Source organism: Micromonospora sp. NPDC049359, from assembly GCF_044466585.1.
Lineage (GTDB): Bacteria > Actinomycetota > Actinomycetes > Mycobacteriales > Micromonosporaceae > Micromonospora.
In genome coordinates, this window is record NZ_JBITMW010000006.1 from 101,089 (window position 1) to 118,371 (window position 17,283).

Below are 17,283 nucleotides of genomic sequence, written 5' to 3' on the forward strand. Positions count from 1 at the left end.
CGGCGGAGCGGACCACCGCCACCAGTGACCATCGCGCCGATGTTGCGCCTACGATGGTTCGAGACTGTCTAGGGGAGCGTTGATCCGTGTCGATTCTGGAAAAGGTCCTTAACGCGGGCGAGGGCCGCATGGTGCGCCGGCTCAAGGCCATCGCCGCCGCCGTCAGCTCGATCGAGGACGACTACGTCAACCTCACCGACGAGGAGCTGCGCGGCATGACCGAGCAGTTCCGCGAGCGGCTCGCCGACGGTGAAACCCTCGACGACCTGCTGCCGGAGGCGTTCGCGGTGGCCCGTGAGGCGGCCGCCCGGGTGCTCGGCCAGCGGCCGTACGACGTCCAGGTGATGGGCGGCGCGGCGCTGCACTTCGGCAACATCGCCGAGATGAAGACCGGTGAGGGTAAGACGCTGACCTCGGTCATGGCCGTCTACCTCAACGCGCTCTCCGGCGACGGTGTGCACGTGGTCACCGTCAACGACTACCTCGCCCAGCGCGACGCGGCCTGGATGGGTCGCGTGCACGAGTTCCTCGGGCTGACCGTCGGCGTCGTGCTGCCCAACCGGCCGGCCGCCGAGCACAAGGCCGCCTACGAGTGCGACATCACCTACGGCACCAACAACGAGTTCGGCTTCGACTACCTGCGCGACAACATGGCCTGGTCGAAGGACGAGCTGGTGCAGCGGGGCCACAACTTCGCGGTCGTCGACGAGGTCGACTCGATCCTGATCGACGAGGCGCGCACCCCGCTGATCATCTCCGGCCCGGCCGAGCACTCGGCCCGCTGGTACGGCGAGTTCGCGGGCGTGGTGGCCCGGCTCCAGCCCGGCACGGATGGCGAGGGCGACTACGAGGTCGACCACTCCAAGCGCACCATCGCGGTCACCGAGCGCGGCGTCGCCAAGGTCGAGGACCGGCTCGGCATCGACAACCTGTACGAGTCGGTGAACACCCCGCTGGTCGGCTACCTCAACAACGCCATCAAGGCCAAGGAGCTCTACAAGCGCGACAAGGACTACATCGTCAGCGACGGTGAGGTCCTGATCGTCGACGAGTTCACCGGTCGCATCCTGCACGGCCGTCGGTACAACGAGGGCATGCACCAGGCGATCGAGGCCAAGGAGGGGGTGGAGATCAAGCAGGAGAACCAGACCCTGGCCACCATCACCCTCCAGAACTACTTCCGCCTCTACAACAAGCTGTCCGGGATGACCGGTACGGCGCAGACCGAGGCGAGCGAGTTCAACAAGGTCTACAAGGTCGGCGTCGTGAGCATTCCGACGCACCGCCCGATGGTCCGTGAGGACCGGCCGGACGTCATCTACAAGACGGAGAAGGCCAAGTTCAACGCCGTCATCGAGGACATCGCCGAGCGGCACCAGATGGGCCAGCCGGTGCTGGTCGGCACCGTCTCGGTGGAAAACTCGGAGATCCTCTCCCAGCTGCTGCGCCGCCGGGGCATCCCGCACAACGTGCTGAACGCCAAGTTCCACGCCCGCGAGGCGGAGATCGTCGCCCAGGCCGGGCGCAAGGGCGCGGTCACCGTCGCCACCAACATGGCCGGCCGCGGCACCGACATCCTGCTCGGCGGCAACCCCGAGTTCCTGGCGGCCAACGAGCTGCGCCAGCGCGGTCTCGACCCGCTGGAGAACGAGGAGGACTACGCCAAGGCGATGGAGGAGGTCCTGCCTACCTGGAAGCAGGCCTGCGACGCCGAGGCGGACGAGGTCGCCGCCGCCGGTGGCCTGTACGTGCTGGGCACCGAGCGGCACGAGTCCCGGCGGATCGACAACCAGCTGCGCGGTCGTGCCGGCCGGCAGGGCGACCCGGGCGAGTCCCGGTTCTACCTGTCCCTGCAGGACGAGCTGATGCGCCGCTTCCGGGCCGGCGCGGTCGAGGCCGTGATGGAGCGCTTCAACATCCCGGAGGACGTGCCCATCGAGTCGAAGATGGTCACCCGCCAGATCAAGAGCGCCCAGGCCCAGATCGAGGGCCAGAACGCCGAGATCCGCAAGAACGTTCTGAAGTACGACGAGGTGCTCAACAAGCAGCGCCAGGTCGTCTACGCCGAGCGGCTGCGGGTGCTCAACGGCGAGGACCTGTCCGACCAGGTCCGCAACATGATCGACGACACCGTCGAGGCGTACGTGCGGGGTGCCACCTCGGACGGCTACGGCGAGGACTGGGACCTTGAGCAGCTCTGGTCCAGCCTCAAGCAGCTCTACCCGGTCGGCGTGACGATCGAGGAGTTGGAGGAGGAGGCCGGCGGCTCGCGGGCCGGCATGGACGCCGACTTCCTCGTCGCCCGCCTCAAGGATGACGCCAACGCCGCGTACGACCGCCGCGAGGAGCAGCTCGGCACCGAAGGGGTGCGCCAGCTCGAGCGGATGGTGCTGCTCCAGGTGATCGACCGCAAGTGGCGCGAGCACCTGTACGAGATGGACTACCTCCAGGAGGGCATCAACCTCCGGGCGTACGCCCAGCGCGACCCGGTGGTGGAGTACCAGCGCGAGGGCTTCGACATGTTCGCCACCATGATGGAAGGCATCAAGGAGGAGACCGTCGGTTTCCTCTACAACGTGGACGTCCAGGTCACCGAGCCGGAGCCCGAAGCCGACTCGGAAGAGGTCACGCTGCTCGACAAGCCGGTGGAGATCCGGGCCAAGGGTCTGAACCGTGCGCCGCAGCGGCAGGGTCTGCAGTACTCCGCTCCGACCATCGACGGCGAGGCCAGCCCCGGTGCTGTCGCCTTCGAACAGGAGCAGCAGCAGGCGCCGGCGCTCGGCGTGGGCCGCCCGGCCCAGGGCGCTCCGGCGGCACCCGGGCAGGGCGCACCGTCCGCCCCGCAGCGGCCGGCCTCGGGGCTGCGCGGCCCGACGCTCCCGTCGGCGGGGTCCCGGCGTCCGGCCGCCAACCAGGCCGACGCCGGCAACGGCCCGTCCCGCAACGCGCCGTGCCCGTGCGGTTCGGGTCGCAAGTACAAGCGCTGCCACGGCGCACCCAACGGCGGCAACTGACCGACACCGCGTCCCGATGGGCCCCGGCCGACAAGGCCGGGGCCCATCGGCGTCTCCGGCCCCGGTCGGCGTCTGGCCCGGGAGTGAGATCGACTCCGCTTCCGGGAAGTCGGTGTGTCAGCGGCCGGTTGATGCCGCGCTTTCCTGGACGTCGAGCTGATCAACGCGGTCAGAGGACCTGCAGGGCGGTGCACAGCCAGCGGCCCCGCCGGTGCTCCAGGCGTACCGCCATGGCCCAGCTGCGGCCACCAGGGCCACTCACCACGGCGGCTGCCTCCACGGCTGCCTCGCGAGGTTCGCAGACCCGCAGCCGGGTGAGCCGCAGTGCCGGCCGGGTCGCCCGACGCCGCGCCGGCCCGGCCCGCCCGCTGGCCCGAGCGAGTTCGGTGAGCAGGTCGGTCGCCCGGCCCGGGTCGAGCAGAGGGCGTACCTGTGCCGGCGAGCGGTAGCCGTTGACCACCTCAAGGCAGGTGCCGACGAAGCGGTGCGCGGCCCGGGTGGCCTCGGGCGCCGTCGTCGGGGGCAGGGGAGTGCCCGGCTGGTTGGCCGGATGCGCGGGCGTACGGCGTGGGGCCGTGCGGCGCACCGCGGGCCGGACGGGATCCGGTCGTGTCGAGGCGAAGAGGTCGAGGGCGAGCTGACCGTGGGTCGGCCCCGGCCAGTACGTCTCGTCCTGGTACGGCGGGTCGATGGGCGGGACGGGACGCAGGCGCACGGGTGGTCGGGAGACTCCGGGTCGCCGCTCGCTCATCGCTGCCTCCCGTGATCTTGCGTTTGCCTTCGTTTGCCTCCGACTAACTAGATTCTCGGACATGGAGTGGCCCCGGTCAATGGCGCCTGCGGCGAATGGGCCGCGCATCTGCATGATCGACTCGGGTTCGCGGAGGTGGTGGTATCCGGGCCGATCGAACGGCGCGACATCGGTGATCTGGAGTGGATCACCGAGCGGAGGGCCGGGCGTGGCTACTCGGGGTCGCGGTCGACGAGGGGGTTCTCGCGTACCCAGTCGGCGGTCTCGGCGTACTTCTGCGCGATGTACTCCTCCAGTCGGGCCCGCTCGACCCGCCACTGACCGCGCCCACCGACCTTGATCGCCGGCAGCTCCCCGCTGCGGACCATGTGGTAGACCTGCGAGTCCGACACGTTCAGCTCGGCGGCCACGTCGGAGAGCAGCAGGAACCTCGGCTCCACAGGAACTCCCGGGGTTGACGTCGTTTGCCTCAGTTTGCCACCGACAGGGCTCACCACCCAACATCGCTGCGGCCATCGGTGGCGGACACACCGGCGGGAAACTTCCACCGGCCGGAGGCGAGGTGTATGACGGTCACGGCGTGCGGCATGATCTGCGCCCGTGCCGGCTACCGCCGGCACGGAATCGAGCGGGGAGACGACCGGTGACCGACGAGCTTGTCCGGGTGTACGTGCCGGCGACCGTACCCATGCTGGCCCGCCTGCGCGAGGAGGGGCTGACCGCCGACACCGCGCACGCGGTGACGCCCGCGCTGCGCGAGTGGTACGCCGAGGGCGACGAGGAGGAGTTGGAGTACGTCGCGTTCACCCGGGCCGCCCAGGACGCGCTGCACCTGCTCCGGGAGGATCCGGCCGCGCCACGCCGCCGCGTGGTCGTCTCGGTCGATCTGTCGCCCGCCGCGCTCGGTCGTGGCGACGGCGAGCTGGGCTCCAGCCTGGTGACGTTGACCGACACCGTGCCGGTGGGGGCTGTCGCGGCGATCCACGTGGACGGCACGGACGCCGTCGAAGAGGTCGCCGCAGCGGCCGACGTGGTGACCGAGGCCGCCGCCGGTGACCCGGACGCGCAGTTCACCGTCGACGGCGCCGAGGATCACGAGCTTGAGTGGTACGACGTGACGGAGTTGGACATCCTGCTGCGCGCCGCCGGCTGAGCAGCCGCACGCGTCTCAGCGGGCCGGGTCGGCGTCCGCCTCCCGGACCGCCGTGTCCGGCTCGTCCTCGTCGACGTCGCCGGTGGCGCTCGCGGTGGTCGCCTGCCCGGTGCCGGGTCGGCCGGTCGGGGCCGGCTCGTCGTCGATCTGTGCTGGGCCGAGCGTTCGGCCGAACGCGACGAGCGCGGTCAGCGCCCCCACGAACAGCACCCAGATGCCGTTGTCCACCCGCGAGGTGCCCAGCGACGTCTGCGCCACCGCGTCCGCCTCGCTGAGCGCGCTGGCCAGGTCGAGCAGTGAGCGGCCGCCGATCCGGATGATCACTTCGGCGAGCAGCAGGAGCAGGCCCGGTCCGGCGCCCGCGAGCAGGTACGCCGGCCAGCGCAGCGCGCGCGTCTGCGGATCACGCCGCAGGGCTCGACGCCGCGCCCAGGTGAGGTAACCGAAGGCGAGTAGTCCGGCGACCAGGCCGCCGAGGAGCGACTCGGTGCGGGACACCCACTTGGCCGCGTCGACGAGCGACTGCTGGGTGTCGCCCGCGCCGAAGAGGTCGAACAGCGGGTCCCGGGCACGGCTGAACGCCACTACGAAGACCAGCGTGCCCAGCGCGGCGGTCACCACCGCACCGACCGCCGGGGCGGTCCGGGCGCCCGCGATCGCCCCGCCGATGATCGCGGCGGCCGCGGTGGTGCCGGCGATCACGTTGGTGGTCGAGGTGTCGAAGTAGGTGAGGTTGATCGCCAGCGCGGCGAGCAGCCCGACCACCATCCCGGCCCCGATCGCGCCGACGAAACGCAGGGTGGTCCCGTCGCCGTACCGGCGGGACAGCAGGTTGCCGAAGGCCAGCGCGGTGGCCGCGCCGGCCACGAGCGCGGCCGAGATCACGCCGGGCAGGGCGAACGCGGACAGGCTGATCGCGGTGATGCCTGCCGCCGCCGAGGTGATGGCCTGCCGGGTCGACCAGAGCATGGCGGCCAGCCAGCCGAGCGCCAGCAGCGCGAGGACCGCCGCTCCGGGCGCCGGGAGGGACCGGCCGGTCGGGCTGGTCGCGTCGACCGCCGGCTGGTCCGACTCCGCGGCTGAGTCGCGGCCGGGCTGCTTGGTCATCGTCTCCCCTTCGAGGCGCCAGGTCACCGACCATTCAGGGTACGCGGACCCCCGCGCCCCGCAGAGTACGAGCCACACCCCCGGGGTACGCCGGCCCGCCACAGCCGACCATTGGGACCAGTCGAGCCATCAGGACAAGTCGAGCGCCGTCGAACGCCCCAGGGGTAGGGCACGGCTGCAGCTCCGCAGGACGGGCGGCGCGTCGAGTTCGCAGGATGGGCAGCGCGTCAAGGCGTACCCCAGGGCTCGTCAAGGCGTACCCCAGGGCGCGTCAAGGCGTACCCCCGAAGAACAGCGACGGGCGCGCGGACGGCAACCAACGTCGGGGCTGGGGCGAGCGTCCCCGGCGGAGGGATCAAGCCTGACCGCCCGGAGCCGGGGACGGTCGCCCCAGCCCCACCACGGCGAGCCGCACGGCGAGCCGCACAGCGAGCCGCGACCGGTAAGGAGAGAAGGGCCAGTCGGTCCTGAGCCAGGCAGTGACGGCGGCGGCAGGGCCAGCACCGACGCGTGAAACAATCGCGGGAGGTCCCGCCGCTGCTCGGCTACCCCGCGCGGCGTCCGGTGTCCGACTATCCGGTCGGTGCCCGCGGGTCCGGTTTCGCCACCGCTGTCGAGATCGCCAGGAGCCTTGATGGATGCCGTGTTCTCCGTTCCCGAGCCGCGCAACGAGCCGGTCCGCAACTACGAGCCGGGCAGCGCAGACCGGGAGCGGCTGCGGCGGCGGCTGACCGAGCTGGCCGCCGAGCGCATCGACCTGCCGATGACCATCGGCGGGCAGCAGCGGATGGCGGCGGGCGACCCGATCAACGTGGTGCAGCCGCACAAGCACGCGCACGTGCTGGGCGTGACCGCGCACGCCTCCCACGACGACGCCCGAGCCGCGATCAAGGCGGCCAAGGACGCCGCGCCGATGTGGCGGGCGCTGCCGTTCGAGGAGCGCGCCGCGATCTTCCTGCGCGCCGCCGAACTGCTCGCCGGCCCGTGGCGGGACACCCTCAACGCCGCCACCATGCTCGGCCAGTCGAAGACCGCGATCCAGGCGGAGATCGACTCGGCCTGCGAGTTCATCGACTTCCTGCGCTTCAACGTGCACTTCGCACGGCGTCTGCTCGAGGAGCAGCCGGCGTCGTCGCCCGGCGTGTGGAACCGCTTCGACCACCGGCCCCTGGAGGGCTTCGTCTACGCGGTCACCCCGTTCAACTTCACCGCCATCGCCGGCAACCTGCCTTCCGCGCCGGCGCTGCTGGGTAACACCGTGATCTGGAAGCCGGGCCCGACCCAGCAGTTCGCCGCGCACTTCACCATGCGGCTCTTCGAGGCCGCCGGCCTGCCGCCCGGCGTGATCAACATGGTGACCGGCCGGGGCGAGGAGGTGTCCGATGTCGTGCTCGCCGACCCGGACCTGGCCGGTATCCACTTCACCGGTTCGACGAAGGTGTTCCAGCACCTGTGGAAGACCGTCGGCGACAACATCGCGCGCTACCGGGGCTACCCGCGGTTGGTCGGCGAGACCGGCGGCAAGGACTTCGTGGTCGCGCACACCAGCGCCGACGTGGACGCCCTGCACACCGCGCTGATCCGCGGCGCGTACGAGTACCAGGGTCAGAAGTGCTCGGCCGCCTCGCGGGCGTACGTGCCGCGCTCGATCTGGGAAGGTGGCCTGCGTGACCGTCTGGCCGCGACCGCCGACTCGCTGACCTACGGCGACGTGGCCGACTTCGGCAACTTCGGTGGCGCGGTGATCGACGACAAGGCGTTCGCCCGGCACACTGCGGCGCTGGAGCTGATCAACGGTGACGACAGCTGCCGGGTGCTGGCCGGTGGCACGGCGGACGACTCGGTCGGCTACTTCGTCCGGCCGACGCTCTTCGAGTGCTCCGACGCCGCGCACGAGACGTTCACCACCGAGTACTTCGGGCCGATCCTCGGCGTCCACGTGTTCGACGACGCCCGCTTCGACGAAGTGGTCGCGCAGGCCGAGTCGATCGCCCCGTACGCGCTGACCGGGTCGGTGTTCGCCACCGACCGCCGGGTCGTCGACGCGGTCGGCGAGCGCATGCGGTACGCGGCCGGCAACTTCTACATCAACGACAAGCCGACCGGCGCGGTCGTCGGGCAGCAGCCCTTCGGTGGGGCCCGCGCCAGCGGTACCAACGACAAGGCGGGCTCCTGGCTCAACCTGGTGCGCTGGGTGTCGCCGCGCACGATCAAGGAGACCTTCGTGCCGCCGACCGACCACACGTACCCCCACATGGGCTGAAAGGAAGGGCCCCTTGTTAACGCCTGGTGCATAACAAGGGGCCCTTCCTTTCACCGGCGGTCCATCGATAGTCCTCTACGGACAGTCTGTCGCCGACAGTGCACTTAGGAAGTCCTTCTTGGGTGGCAAACCGCCAAATCCTGGACGCCGGCAGCGCAAAGTGGCAGCGTAACGGGCATGGCGGAATCCGGAGTCAACCCCACGGCGGCGGCCCTTCTCGGGCTGCTCCACGAGGGTCCCATGACAGGCGGCCAGTTGATGGCCGCCGCAGAGCGCCGGCTGGCGCCCTACTGGTCGATGACCCGTAGTCAGGTCTACCGCGAGTTGCCGGTTCTGGCCGAGCGGGGCTACGTACGGCTCGGCAAGCCGGGCCCCCGAATGAGCCAGCCGTACGCGCTCACCGCCAGCGGGAAACGGACGTTCTCCCGTTGGCTGGCGGAGAACCCGGGGCGGGACACCATCCGCAACCCGATCGCGCTCCGGATGGCCTTCGGCAACCTCCACTCGTCCAGCCAGCTCAAGAGCCTGTACGCCTCGGCCAACGAATACCACACCGAGGCCCTCGCCCAGGTCCGGGAGCAGGTCAAGAACGCCAAACGGGACGGCGAGACGTACGACGCCAGCGCGCTGGAGTTCGCCGTCGCCTATCACCGGGCGGCCCTGTCCTGGCTGAAGTCCGCCCCCGCCGGGTGACCGTCGGCGGTTTCACGGACACCGAACGGGCTGCGGCTTCCGGAACGCGGAATTTATTTGGCGCGGACCTGCGGGGCTCGCAAGCTCACTCCTCGTCCGCGCGGAGTTTATTTGGCGCGGACCTGCGGGGCTCGCAAGCTCACTCCTCGTCCGCGCAGTACGCTTGTCTGTCGTGACCGCTGCCGATTACGCCGAACAGCTCAAGGAACTCGACGCGACCCTGCGCAACATCGAGGCCGTCCTCAATCTGGACCGGCTGCACGAGGACAAGGCCCGCCTGGAGCAGGAGGCGTCCGCCCCTGACCTGTGGGACGACCAGGCCAAGGCGCAGCAGGTGACCTCTCAGCTGTCGTACGTCAACGGCGAGATCAGCAAGCTGGGCAGTCTGCGCTCCCAGCTCGACGACGCCCGGGTGCTGCTGGAGTTGGCCGAGGCCGAGTCCGACCCCGGCGTGCTGACCGAGGTCGAGGTGGAGATCACCGGCCTGACCAAATCCATCCAGGAGATGGAGGTCCGCACGCTGCTCTCCGGCGAGTACGACTCCCGGGAGGCGCTGGTCGCCATCCGGGCCGGCGCCGGTGGCGTGGACGCGGCGGACTTCGCCGAGATGCTGCTGCGGATGTACCTGCGCTGGGCCGAGCGGCACGGCTACCCGACCGAGGTCTACGAGACCTCGTACGCGGAGGAGGCGGGCCTCAAGTCGGCCACCTTCGCGGTCAAGGTGCCCTACGCGTACGGCACCCTCAGCGTCGAGTCGGGCACCCACCGGCTGGTCCGCATCAGCCCGTTCGACAACCAGGGCCGCCGGCAGACCAGCTTCGCGGGCGTCGAGGTGCTGCCGGTGACCGAGCAGACCGACCACATCGACATCCCGGAGAACGAGGTACGCGTCGACGTCTACCGTTCCTCCGGCCCGGGTGGGCAGAGCGTCAACACCACCGACTCGGCGGTCCGGCTCACCCACATCCCGACCGGCATCGTGGTGACCTGCCAGAACGAGAAGTCCCAGCTGCAGAACAAGGCCTCCGCGTTGCGGGTGCTCCAGGCACGGCTGCTGGAGCGCAAGCGCCAGGAGGAACAGGCCAAGCTGGAGGGCCTCAAGGAGAACGCCGCCGGCTCGTGGGGCGACCAGATGCGCTCGTACGTCCTGCACCCGTATCAGATGGTGAAGGATCTCCGAACCGAGCAGGAGACCGGCAATCCGAGCGCCGTCTTCGATGGCGAGCTGGACGGTTTCATCGAGGCCGGTATCCGTTGGCGTAAGCAGCGGCAGCTCGCCAGCGACAGTGCGTAACGATGCGTGGGCGGAGCGCGTCATCGATCTCCAGGTGAGAGCCTGATTCGACGACGCGCGCCCCAACTGCGGGGCGTGGGGCTTGGCTCAGTTGTTACACCGCGTAGACTCACCACCCGTGATTCAGCTTGAGCAAGTGACGAAGACGTACCCGAAGGCGTCCCGGCCTTCGCTCGACAACGTGTCCGTCTCGATCGAGAAGGGCGAGTTCGTCTTCTTCATCGGTCCATCCGGCTCCGGCAAGTCCACCATCATCAAGATGCTGCTGCACGAGGTGACCCCCAACAAGGGACGCGTCATCGTCAACAGCAAGGACGTCACGTCGATGCGCTCCTGGAAGCGACCCCACTTCCGGCGTTCGATCGGCTGCGTCTTCCAGGACTTCCGGCTGCTGCCGAACCGCACCGCCTACGAGAACGTGGCGTTCGCTCTCGAGGTGATCGGCAAGACCAAGGCGGTCGCCCGCCGGGTCGTGCCGGAGGTGCTGGAGCTGGTCGGGCTCGGTGGCAAGGAGCATCGCTATCCGCACGAGCTCTCCGGTGGTGAGCAGCAGCGGGTCGCCGTCGCCCGGGCGTTCGTGAACCGTCCGCTGATCCTGCTGGCGGACGAGCCGACCGGAAACCTGGACCCGGACACCTCGATCGAGATCATGCGTCTGCTGGACCGGATCAACCGCACCGGCACGACCGTCGTGATGGTCACGCACGACTCCAACATCGTGAACCAGATGCGCCGCCGCGTCATCGAGATCGAGAGCGGCCGCATCGTGCGTGACCAGGCCCGCGGCGTCTACGGGTGAGCCGGCGCTTCACCCCTTTCGCAGCCTGACGACGAACACCTCATGCCGGAGACCCGGAGGAAATCCCGATGCGCGTGAAATACGTCCTGTCCGAGGTACTGGTCGGACTGTGGCGCAACGTGACCATGACCGTCGCGATGATCATCACGATGGCGGTCTCGCTGACCATGCTCGGTGCCAGCGGTCTGATGTACCGCCAGGTTGACGACATGAAGGACCTCTACTACAAGAACATCGAGGTCTCGATCTTCCTGACCCAGGAGGTGAGCGAGCAGCAGCGCACCGACCTGAACGACAAGCTGAAGAACGACCCCCTGGTCAAGGACGTCATCTACGTCAACAAGGACGAGGCGTACAAGAAGTTCCAGGAGATGTACCAGGACGCGCCGGACCTGGTGAACGCGGTCAAGCCGGATCAGCTTCCGGAGTCGTTCCGGCTCAAGCTGAAGAACCCGGAGCAGTACAAGAACATCTACGACCAGTACAAGGAGACCGAGGGCGTCGACGAGATCGTCGACCAGAGCCGGCTCCTGGACAAGATCTTCGACGTGCTCACCGCGATCCAGAACATCGCCCTGGCCGCCGCGGTCGTGATGGCGATCGCCGCGCTGCTCCTGGTGGCCAACACCATCCAGGTCGCCGCGTACAGCAAGCGGCGCGAGGTGGCGGTCATGAAGCTGGTCGGCGCGTCCAACTGGTTCATCCAGGCGCCGTTCGTGTTGGAGGCCGTGGTAGCCGGTCTGATCGGCGCACTGCTCGGTCTGGTGGCGCTGGTGGCAGCGAAATATCTGCTCTTCGACGGGTCACTCAAGGCGTTGCAGGGTCTGCTGTCGCCGATCAGCTGGGGCGACATCCTGGTCATCTTCCCGCTGATGGCCTTCGTCGGTGGCCTGGTCAGCGCCGCCACCGCCTGGATCACCCTGCGCTTCTACCTGCGGGTCTAGGTCCTGTTTCACAAGAACTGGTCGGCCTGCGGCGGACCTGGACGACGACCGGCGGCGTTGCGGGGGTGTCCGGATACAACACCGGTATCCGGACACCCCCGCGCCTTGCCGGATCGCCGCCCGGACTCCGCCTCGGCTCGACCGCCCTTATGAAACAGGACCTAGTCGGGTTCGTCGTCTGACAAGGACCCTCCCGCCGCCGGAAATAAACGGCGCGGGAGGGTCCTTGTTACTCCGGTAGCATGATCGGTTGTCCGGCCGGGGTGACCCGCGGTCGGACGAACCAGGGAAGGGGGTGGCGCCGATGCCACGGGAGAAGGGGCGCAAGGTGGTCGCCTCCAACAAGAAGGCGCGCCACGACTACGCGATCCTCGACACGTACGAGGCGGGCATGGCACTGACCGGCACTGAGGTCAAGTCGCTGCGGGCCGGGCGGGCGTCGCTGGTGGACGCGTTCGCCCAGGAGCGCGACGGCGAGCTGTACCTGCACGCGATGCACATCCCGGAGTACACCCAGGGCACCTGGACCAACCACGAGCCACGGCGTACCCGCAAGCTGCTGCTCAACCGTGGCGAGATCGACAAGCTGGTCGGCAAGACCCGGGAGGGCGGTCTGACCATCGTCCCGTTGCAGGTCTACTTCTCCGACGGTTGGGCCAAGGTGGAGATCGCCCTGGCCAAGGGCAAGAAGTCGTACGACAAGCGGCAGGACCTCGCCAAGCGGGACGCGGACCGGGAGATCGCCCGGGTGTCCGGTCGACGCGGCAAGGGAATGGACGACTAGTTCATCCTGTTTGTCCGGGTCGGCGTGCCGCCCCGGGGCTCGGGATGAAAGCGGTTGCGGCAGGCGTTAGGCTTGTCAGTGCCACCACATCGGTGGCCTGTCGAGGGGGTGACTGGTTTCGACTTCGTACGCAGCGACAGGGGAAGCGAGCCGAGGAAGCCGACGTCGTCTCGAGAATCGGTCGTCGGAAACTTATAAGCGCCAAGAACACTCGCGCTGACTTCGCTCTCGCCGCCTGAGGCGAGTAGCTAAGTCTGTCGGCCTGGGAACGCCTTCGTCCCAGTAGCCGGCATCAGCTAGAAGGCTGGCCAATCGGACCCGGTCGCGGGGTCCGTGCGGCGAGATCAATCAGCGACTGGGCCCGTCACACCAACTTGCTCGCGTGAGCGGTGGGGCCGAGTAGAGGCACAGCGAGCTGCGCTCGGAGAAGCCCTGACAAACCGGCGAAGGACCCGGGTTCGATTCCCGGCACCTCCACCACCTCGAAACGATGCGCCCCGGCCCACCGGCCGGGGCGCATCGTCGTATGTGACGAGTGGGGCTTCGCCGCCTACGCTGCGGCTGTGGCGAACCAGGGACTGCGTCTGTCGGTCGGCGCGTCAGCCGGTCAACGCACGCTCGCGGTGGTGACGGGGGTGCTCGTCGCGGCGGTCGGGGTGGCATTCGTGCTGGGGCCGGTGATCGCCGGCGGGCTGCTGCGTCGCCTCACCGGCCCCGGGGACGGGTTCGCCACCTACGAGGAGGCCCGCGATCTGCCGCCCGGCATGCTGCCGCCCGCGCTGCGGGAATCCGGAGGCGGGTCGGGGCGGGGGCTGTTCCTCGGGCTGTGTGGGCTCCCGTTCGTCCTGCTCGGTGTCTACCTGGTGCTGCGGGTGCTGCGGACGGCCGCGTGGTTGGACGGGAGCCGGGTGCACGTGCGAGGTGCGCTGCGCAGCCGAACCGTCGATCTCGCCAACGTACGCGTCGACCCCGGGCCGTACCGCGACCCGGAGGGCCGTGGTGGTCCTTCGGCCATCGTCGTCACCGATCGGGTCAGCGGGCAGCGGGCTACGATCCCGCTTCGGGGCATGGGTCTGCCGGTCCTGCCGCCGCCCGAGCTGCGCGCGCTGGCCGACGCGTTCGTCGCGGGTGGGCCCGAGGCTGCACCCGACGCTCGCGCCGTCGCCGCCCAACTGTGCCGACTGGCGGACGCCTGAGCTGCCGCGACCGGTGCCGGCGCTGCGACATCCGCGACCCCTGGGCCACGAGTGGGCCTTGTGACTGATGAGGTGGATGAGCACCAGAAGGACCCTGGACAGGGCGAACGGGCGGGTTCACCATCACGGTATGGGGTAGCGGCGCGGGAGGTGCCATGGTCACCGGTGGAGTCCAGCAGCCGTCGGGCGCGACCCGTCCGCATCCGTCCGACCTCGCCGCCGGGCCGATTTCCGCCGGGCTCGCCGCCGACCTGCACGCCCTGACCCGGGCCGTTGCCGTCGTGACGACCGAACCTCGTTGGCGCGATACCGTGCGCCTGCGCCTGCGTCCGGTCCGGCGGGACTTCGCCGAGCACGTGCGGGTCACCGAGGGGTCGGCCGGCCTCTATCGGGAACTGCTCACCCACTCGCCCCGCCTCGACCACGGCATCCGGCTGCTGACCCGGGAGCACGCCGCGATCGTCGCCGCGATCCTGGCCGTGCAGCGGGTCGCGGAACGGCCCGAGGCCAGCCCCGACGAGCTACGCCACTTCACGGGTCACCTGCTGGGGGCGCTCGCCCGGCACCGGCGTCGTGGCGCGAACCTGCTGTGGCAGGCGTACCAGACGGATCTGGGTGGCGAGACCTGAGCCGACGCCGGAACCGACGCCGCGGCGGCACCGTCGAACCCGGCATGCGTCGACCGGTCCTGCTGCTCGTTCTGCCCCTGCTGTCCATGGTGGCCTGCGCCACGCCCGGCCTCGGCCCCGCCGCCGATTCCGCCGTCGGCCCCACCGCGTCGACCCACCGTGCGTTCGACGACCGGGCCGCCGCGGTCGCTGCGGCCTGGCGGCCCGGTCCCGGTTGGATTGACGGGTACGTCCCTCTCCAGGCCCCGACCGTGCTCACCGGCGATCCGCGTTTCACCCCGGACACCGAGACGGCCTTCCGATCCGGCTGGTACCGCGCGCAGGTCGCCATCCCGTCGACCGGTGTCAGTGGCGAGATCCGTTTTCCGGACGGCCGGTTGACCCTGCCGCTCATCAGCGCCGCCGAGGCGTACCGGCAGCTCGCCCAGGGCGACCCGCTGCCCTGCCCGGGTCGGCCGAAGCGGCCCGGACTACCGACCCCCGGCGGTCCCACGGTCGAGCCTGGGCCGGACGGTTGGGCCACCAGCACGACGCAGACGGCCTGCCTCCCGCTGACCGTCACCGGGGTGACCCTCGGCACCGTGCCCGTCCGTACGAGTCGGGGCGAGGCGCAGGTCCCGGCGTGGCTGTTCACGGTGGAGGAGTTGGCCACCCCGGTGGCCCAGCTCGCCGTCGCGCCGACGGCGGTCACACCGGTCCCCTCGGTGTCCCCACCGACGCAGCCGCCACCGGACGGGGTGGTCGCCGCACAGGACCTCGTGGCGGTGGACGGCGCACGACTGACCGTCCGCCTCGGCGTCGGCTCCTGTGACACGGGCATCAGCCCGCTGGTGTCGGAACGGCCGGACGTGGTGGTGGTCGGCGGCACGGTCACCCGCTCCACCGGCGTCTGCAACGCCATGCTCAAGCTGCAGCCGGTCACCGTCACCCTGGACGCGCCGCTGGGGGCACGGCCCGTGCTGGATGTCGTCAACGGCGCTCCGCTGTCGATCGCCCCGCGGTGACGACGCCCCGTACGCCGGTCAGAGGATCGTGGGCACGTCGGTGCTGATCGGCACCGGCAGTACGGTGGGACCCCCGGCGCGCAGCCCGGCCGCGAGGGCCGCGCCGAACTCGTCGGGGGTTCGCACCACCTCGGTGGCGCAGCCGTAGCCGGCCGCGATGGCCGTGACGTCCAAGCCCGGCAGGTCCAGCCCGGGCACCCCCGGTGTGTCCTTCAGCTCGGCGAACGCCTTGAGGATCGCGTACTGCTGATTGATCGGCACGACGACCACGACGGGCAGGGACAGGCGCGCGGCGGTCCAGAGCGCCTGTACGGAGTAGTGGAACGAGCCGTCGCCGATCACCGCGACCACCGGCCGGCCGCGCCCGGTGTCCCGTTCGGCCAGGGCCACCCCGATCGCGGCCGGCAGGCCGTAGCCGAGGCCGCCGCTGGCCATCGTGAAGTACGACGCCGGTCGGGTGATGCGCAGGTTGCGGCGCAGCGCGGCCAGGTTGGACGGTGACTCCTGGACCAGCACGCCGTCGGCCGGCCAGTGCGCGGCCAGCGCGGCGAACATCGCGTCGGCGCTCAGCGGCACGGTGACCGCCGGCGGCGGCGGGACGGCCCGGGGTGCCGGCGGCTGCCGGCCGGCGGCCGGCACCAGGTCGAGCAGGGCGGTGAGGGCCAGTCCGGGGTCGCTGAGCAGGCTGTCCCCGACCGGGGCTCGGGCGGCCTCGTCCGGGTCGTCCGTGACGTGCAGCAGCCGGGCGCCCTCCGGCAGGTGGTTGCCCGGCACGTGCGGGTAGTAGCGGAACACCGGGGCGCCGACGACCAGGACGGTGTCGTGCCCGTGCAGCGCCTCGGCGAGCGGCCCGATGGCGAACGGCAGGACGCCCCGGAACTGTGGGTGGTCCTCCGGAAAGACGCCCCGCTCCGGTGCCGGTGCCGACCAGACCGGTGCGGCAAGTCGCTCGGCCAGCGCGACGGCCGCCGGCCAACTGCCGGAGCGGTCCACGCCGGGGCCGAACACCAGGACCGGGTCGCGGCTGTCGGCCAGCACCCGGGCGAACATCTCCAACCGCTGCGGGTCCGGCCCGAAGCGGGTCGCCACCGAGCGCGCCGCGGGCGGCGTCTCGGCGGGCTTGGCCCAGTCGTCCATCGGCAGGGAGAGGAAGACCGGACCGACCGGGGGCTGTACGGCGGTCGCGTACGCCCGCAGCAGCGCCGCCGGGATGTCCTGCGCGCGGACCGGCTCGTAGCTCCACTTGACGTACGGCTCGGGCAGCTCGACGGCCCGTCGGTTGGTCAGCCGGGGCTCCAGCAGCAGCATCTCCCGGGTCTGCTGACCGGCGGTGACGATCAGTGGCGTCTTGTTGTGCCAGGCGGTCACCAGGTTGCCCATCCCGTTGCCCATGCCCGGCGCGGTGTGCAGGTTGACGTGCGCGGGCCGGCCGGCGGCCTGGGCGTACCCGTCGGCCATCGCCACGGCCGTGGCCTCGTGCAGCGCGTGGACGTAGTGGAAGTCGGCCGGGAAGTCCTGCAGGAACGGCTCCTCGGTGGAGCCGGGGTTGCCGAAGACGGTGGTCATGCCCAGGGTGCGGAGCACGTCGTACGTCGCGTCCCGGACCGTTGCCATCGTCGCCTGCCTCCGCTCGCGCGCAGGGGCGACCGTGG

15 protein-coding genes and 1 other RNA gene are annotated in these 17,283 nt (G+C 70.3%); 12 read left to right on the top strand and 4 right to left on the bottom strand.

Features of this window, described 5'->3' with window-relative positions; all coding sequences use genetic code 11:
• Positions 1 to 86: 86 nt before the first annotated feature.
• Positions 87 to 3,014: a preprotein translocase subunit SecA gene (secA, locus tag ACIBTX_RS15895; protein ID WP_357134749.1), complete on the top strand. Its 2,928-nt coding sequence runs from the start codon at positions 87 to 89 to the stop codon at positions 3,012 to 3,014.
• Positions 3,015 to 3,183: 169 nt separating this feature from the next.
• Here secA and ACIBTX_RS15900 read toward each other — a convergent pair whose 3' ends face one another.
• Positions 3,184 to 3,765, bottom strand: coding sequence for an Rv3235 family protein (locus ACIBTX_RS15900; protein ID WP_357134751.1), 582 nt, complete (start codon positions 3,763 to 3,765; stop codon positions 3,184 to 3,186).
• A 212-nt stretch (positions 3,766 to 3,977) separates the two neighbouring features.
• Positions 3,978 to 4,205, bottom strand: a complete 228-nt coding sequence (locus ACIBTX_RS15905) for a helix-turn-helix domain-containing protein (RefSeq protein WP_357134753.1) — start codon at positions 4,203 to 4,205, stop codon at positions 3,978 to 3,980.
• A gap of 203 nt (positions 4,206 to 4,408) precedes the next feature.
• On the opposite strand from ACIBTX_RS15905, the gene ACIBTX_RS15910 reads away from it, so the two are divergent.
• On the top strand, positions 4,409 to 4,918 hold the full coding sequence (locus tag ACIBTX_RS15910) for a DUF6912 family protein (RefSeq protein WP_357134755.1): 510 nt from the start codon (positions 4,409 to 4,411) through the stop codon (positions 4,916 to 4,918).
• A gap of 15 nt (positions 4,919 to 4,933) precedes the next feature.
• On the opposite strand, the gene ACIBTX_RS15915 is transcribed toward ACIBTX_RS15910, so the two are convergent.
• On the bottom strand, positions 4,934 to 6,025 hold the full coding sequence (locus tag ACIBTX_RS15915; protein WP_396832643.1) for a hypothetical protein: 1,092 nt from the start codon (positions 6,023 to 6,025) through the stop codon (positions 4,934 to 4,936).
• A gap of 634 nt (positions 6,026 to 6,659) precedes the next feature.
• On the opposite strand from ACIBTX_RS15915, the gene pruA reads away from it, so the two are divergent.
• From pruA to ACIBTX_RS15965, 10 genes are all read left to right on the top strand, one after another.
• Positions 6,660 to 8,288, top strand: coding sequence for an L-glutamate gamma-semialdehyde dehydrogenase (pruA, locus tag ACIBTX_RS15920; RefSeq protein ID WP_357134758.1), 1,629 nt, complete (start codon positions 6,660 to 6,662; stop codon positions 8,286 to 8,288).
• 177 nt (positions 8,289 to 8,465) lie between these two features.
• Positions 8,466 to 8,981 carry a PadR family transcriptional regulator gene (locus ACIBTX_RS15925; RefSeq protein ID WP_266249116.1) on the top strand — a complete coding sequence of 172 codons (516 nt, stop codon included), beginning with the start codon at positions 8,466 to 8,468 and terminating at the stop codon, positions 8,979 to 8,981.
• Positions 8,982 to 9,153: 172 nt separating this feature from the next.
• A complete protein-coding gene (gene prfB, locus ACIBTX_RS15930; protein WP_396832644.1) occupies positions 9,154 to 10,275 on the top strand; it encodes a peptide chain release factor 2 in 1,122 nt (373 codons plus the stop codon).
• A gap of 118 nt (positions 10,276 to 10,393) precedes the next feature.
• Positions 10,394 to 11,074, top strand: a complete 681-nt coding sequence (ftsE, locus tag ACIBTX_RS15935) for a cell division ATP-binding protein FtsE (RefSeq protein ID WP_007455859.1) — start codon at positions 10,394 to 10,396, stop codon at positions 11,072 to 11,074.
• A 68-nt stretch (positions 11,075 to 11,142) separates the two neighbouring features.
• Positions 11,143 to 12,018, top strand: a complete 876-nt coding sequence (gene ftsX / locus ACIBTX_RS15940) for a permease-like cell division protein FtsX (RefSeq protein ID WP_355052001.1) — start codon at positions 11,143 to 11,145, stop codon at positions 12,016 to 12,018.
• A gap of 304 nt (positions 12,019 to 12,322) precedes the next feature.
• Positions 12,323 to 12,802, top strand: coding sequence for an SsrA-binding protein SmpB (gene smpB / locus ACIBTX_RS15945; protein ID WP_124775313.1), 480 nt, complete (start codon positions 12,323 to 12,325; stop codon positions 12,800 to 12,802).
• Between the two features lie 104 nt (positions 12,803 to 12,906).
• Positions 12,907 to 13,282: a transfer-messenger RNA gene (gene ssrA / locus ACIBTX_RS15950) on the top strand.
• Between the two features lie 83 nt (positions 13,283 to 13,365).
• Positions 13,366 to 13,998, top strand: coding sequence for a hypothetical protein (locus ACIBTX_RS15955; protein WP_357172819.1), 633 nt, complete (start codon positions 13,366 to 13,368; stop codon positions 13,996 to 13,998).
• Between the two features lie 155 nt (positions 13,999 to 14,153).
• Entirely contained in the window at positions 14,154 to 14,627 is a 474-nt protein-coding gene (locus ACIBTX_RS15960) for a hypothetical protein (RefSeq protein ID WP_396832645.1), read from the top strand.
• Positions 14,628 to 14,671: 44 nt separating this feature from the next.
• Positions 14,672 to 15,631: a hypothetical protein gene (locus ACIBTX_RS15965; RefSeq protein WP_357128004.1), complete on the top strand. Its 960-nt coding sequence runs from the start codon at positions 14,672 to 14,674 to the stop codon at positions 15,629 to 15,631.
• 18 nt (positions 15,632 to 15,649) lie between these two features.
• On the opposite strand, the gene mdlC is transcribed toward ACIBTX_RS15965, so the two are convergent.
• On the bottom strand, positions 15,650 to 17,245 hold the full coding sequence (gene mdlC, locus ACIBTX_RS15970) for a benzoylformate decarboxylase (protein WP_396832646.1): 1,596 nt from the start codon (positions 17,243 to 17,245) through the stop codon (positions 15,650 to 15,652).
• Between the last annotated feature and the right edge of the window lie 38 nt (positions 17,246 to 17,283).

Bases quoted from the DNA above. Each gene is read 5' to 3' on its own strand.
- ACIBTX_RS15915 (WP_396832643.1), bottom strand. From the start codon at position 6,025: ATGACCAAGCAGCCCGGCCGCGACTCAGCCGCGGAGTCGGACCAGCCG.
- pruA (WP_357134758.1), top strand. From the start codon at position 6,660: ATGGATGCCGTGTTCTCCGTTCCCGAGCCGCGCAACGAGCCGGTCCGC.
- ACIBTX_RS15900 (WP_357134751.1), bottom strand. From the start codon at position 3,765: ATGAGCGAGCGGCGACCCGGAGTCTCCCGACCACCCGTGCGCCTGCGT.
- ACIBTX_RS15965 (WP_357128004.1), top strand. From the start codon at position 14,672: ATGCGTCGACCGGTCCTGCTGCTCGTTCTGCCCCTGCTGTCCATGGTG.
- smpB (WP_124775313.1), top strand. From the start codon at position 12,323: ATGCCACGGGAGAAGGGGCGCAAGGTGGTCGCCTCCAACAAGAAGGCG.
- ACIBTX_RS15960 (WP_396832645.1), top strand. From the start codon at position 14,154: ATGGTCACCGGTGGAGTCCAGCAGCCGTCGGGCGCGACCCGTCCGCAT.
- ACIBTX_RS15925 (WP_266249116.1), top strand. From the start codon at position 8,466: ATGGCGGAATCCGGAGTCAACCCCACGGCGGCGGCCCTTCTCGGGCTG.
- mdlC (WP_396832646.1), bottom strand. From the start codon at position 17,245: ATGGCAACGGTCCGGGACGCGACGTACGACGTGCTCCGCACCCTGGGC.
- ftsX (WP_355052001.1), top strand. From the start codon at position 11,143: ATGCGCGTGAAATACGTCCTGTCCGAGGTACTGGTCGGACTGTGGCGC.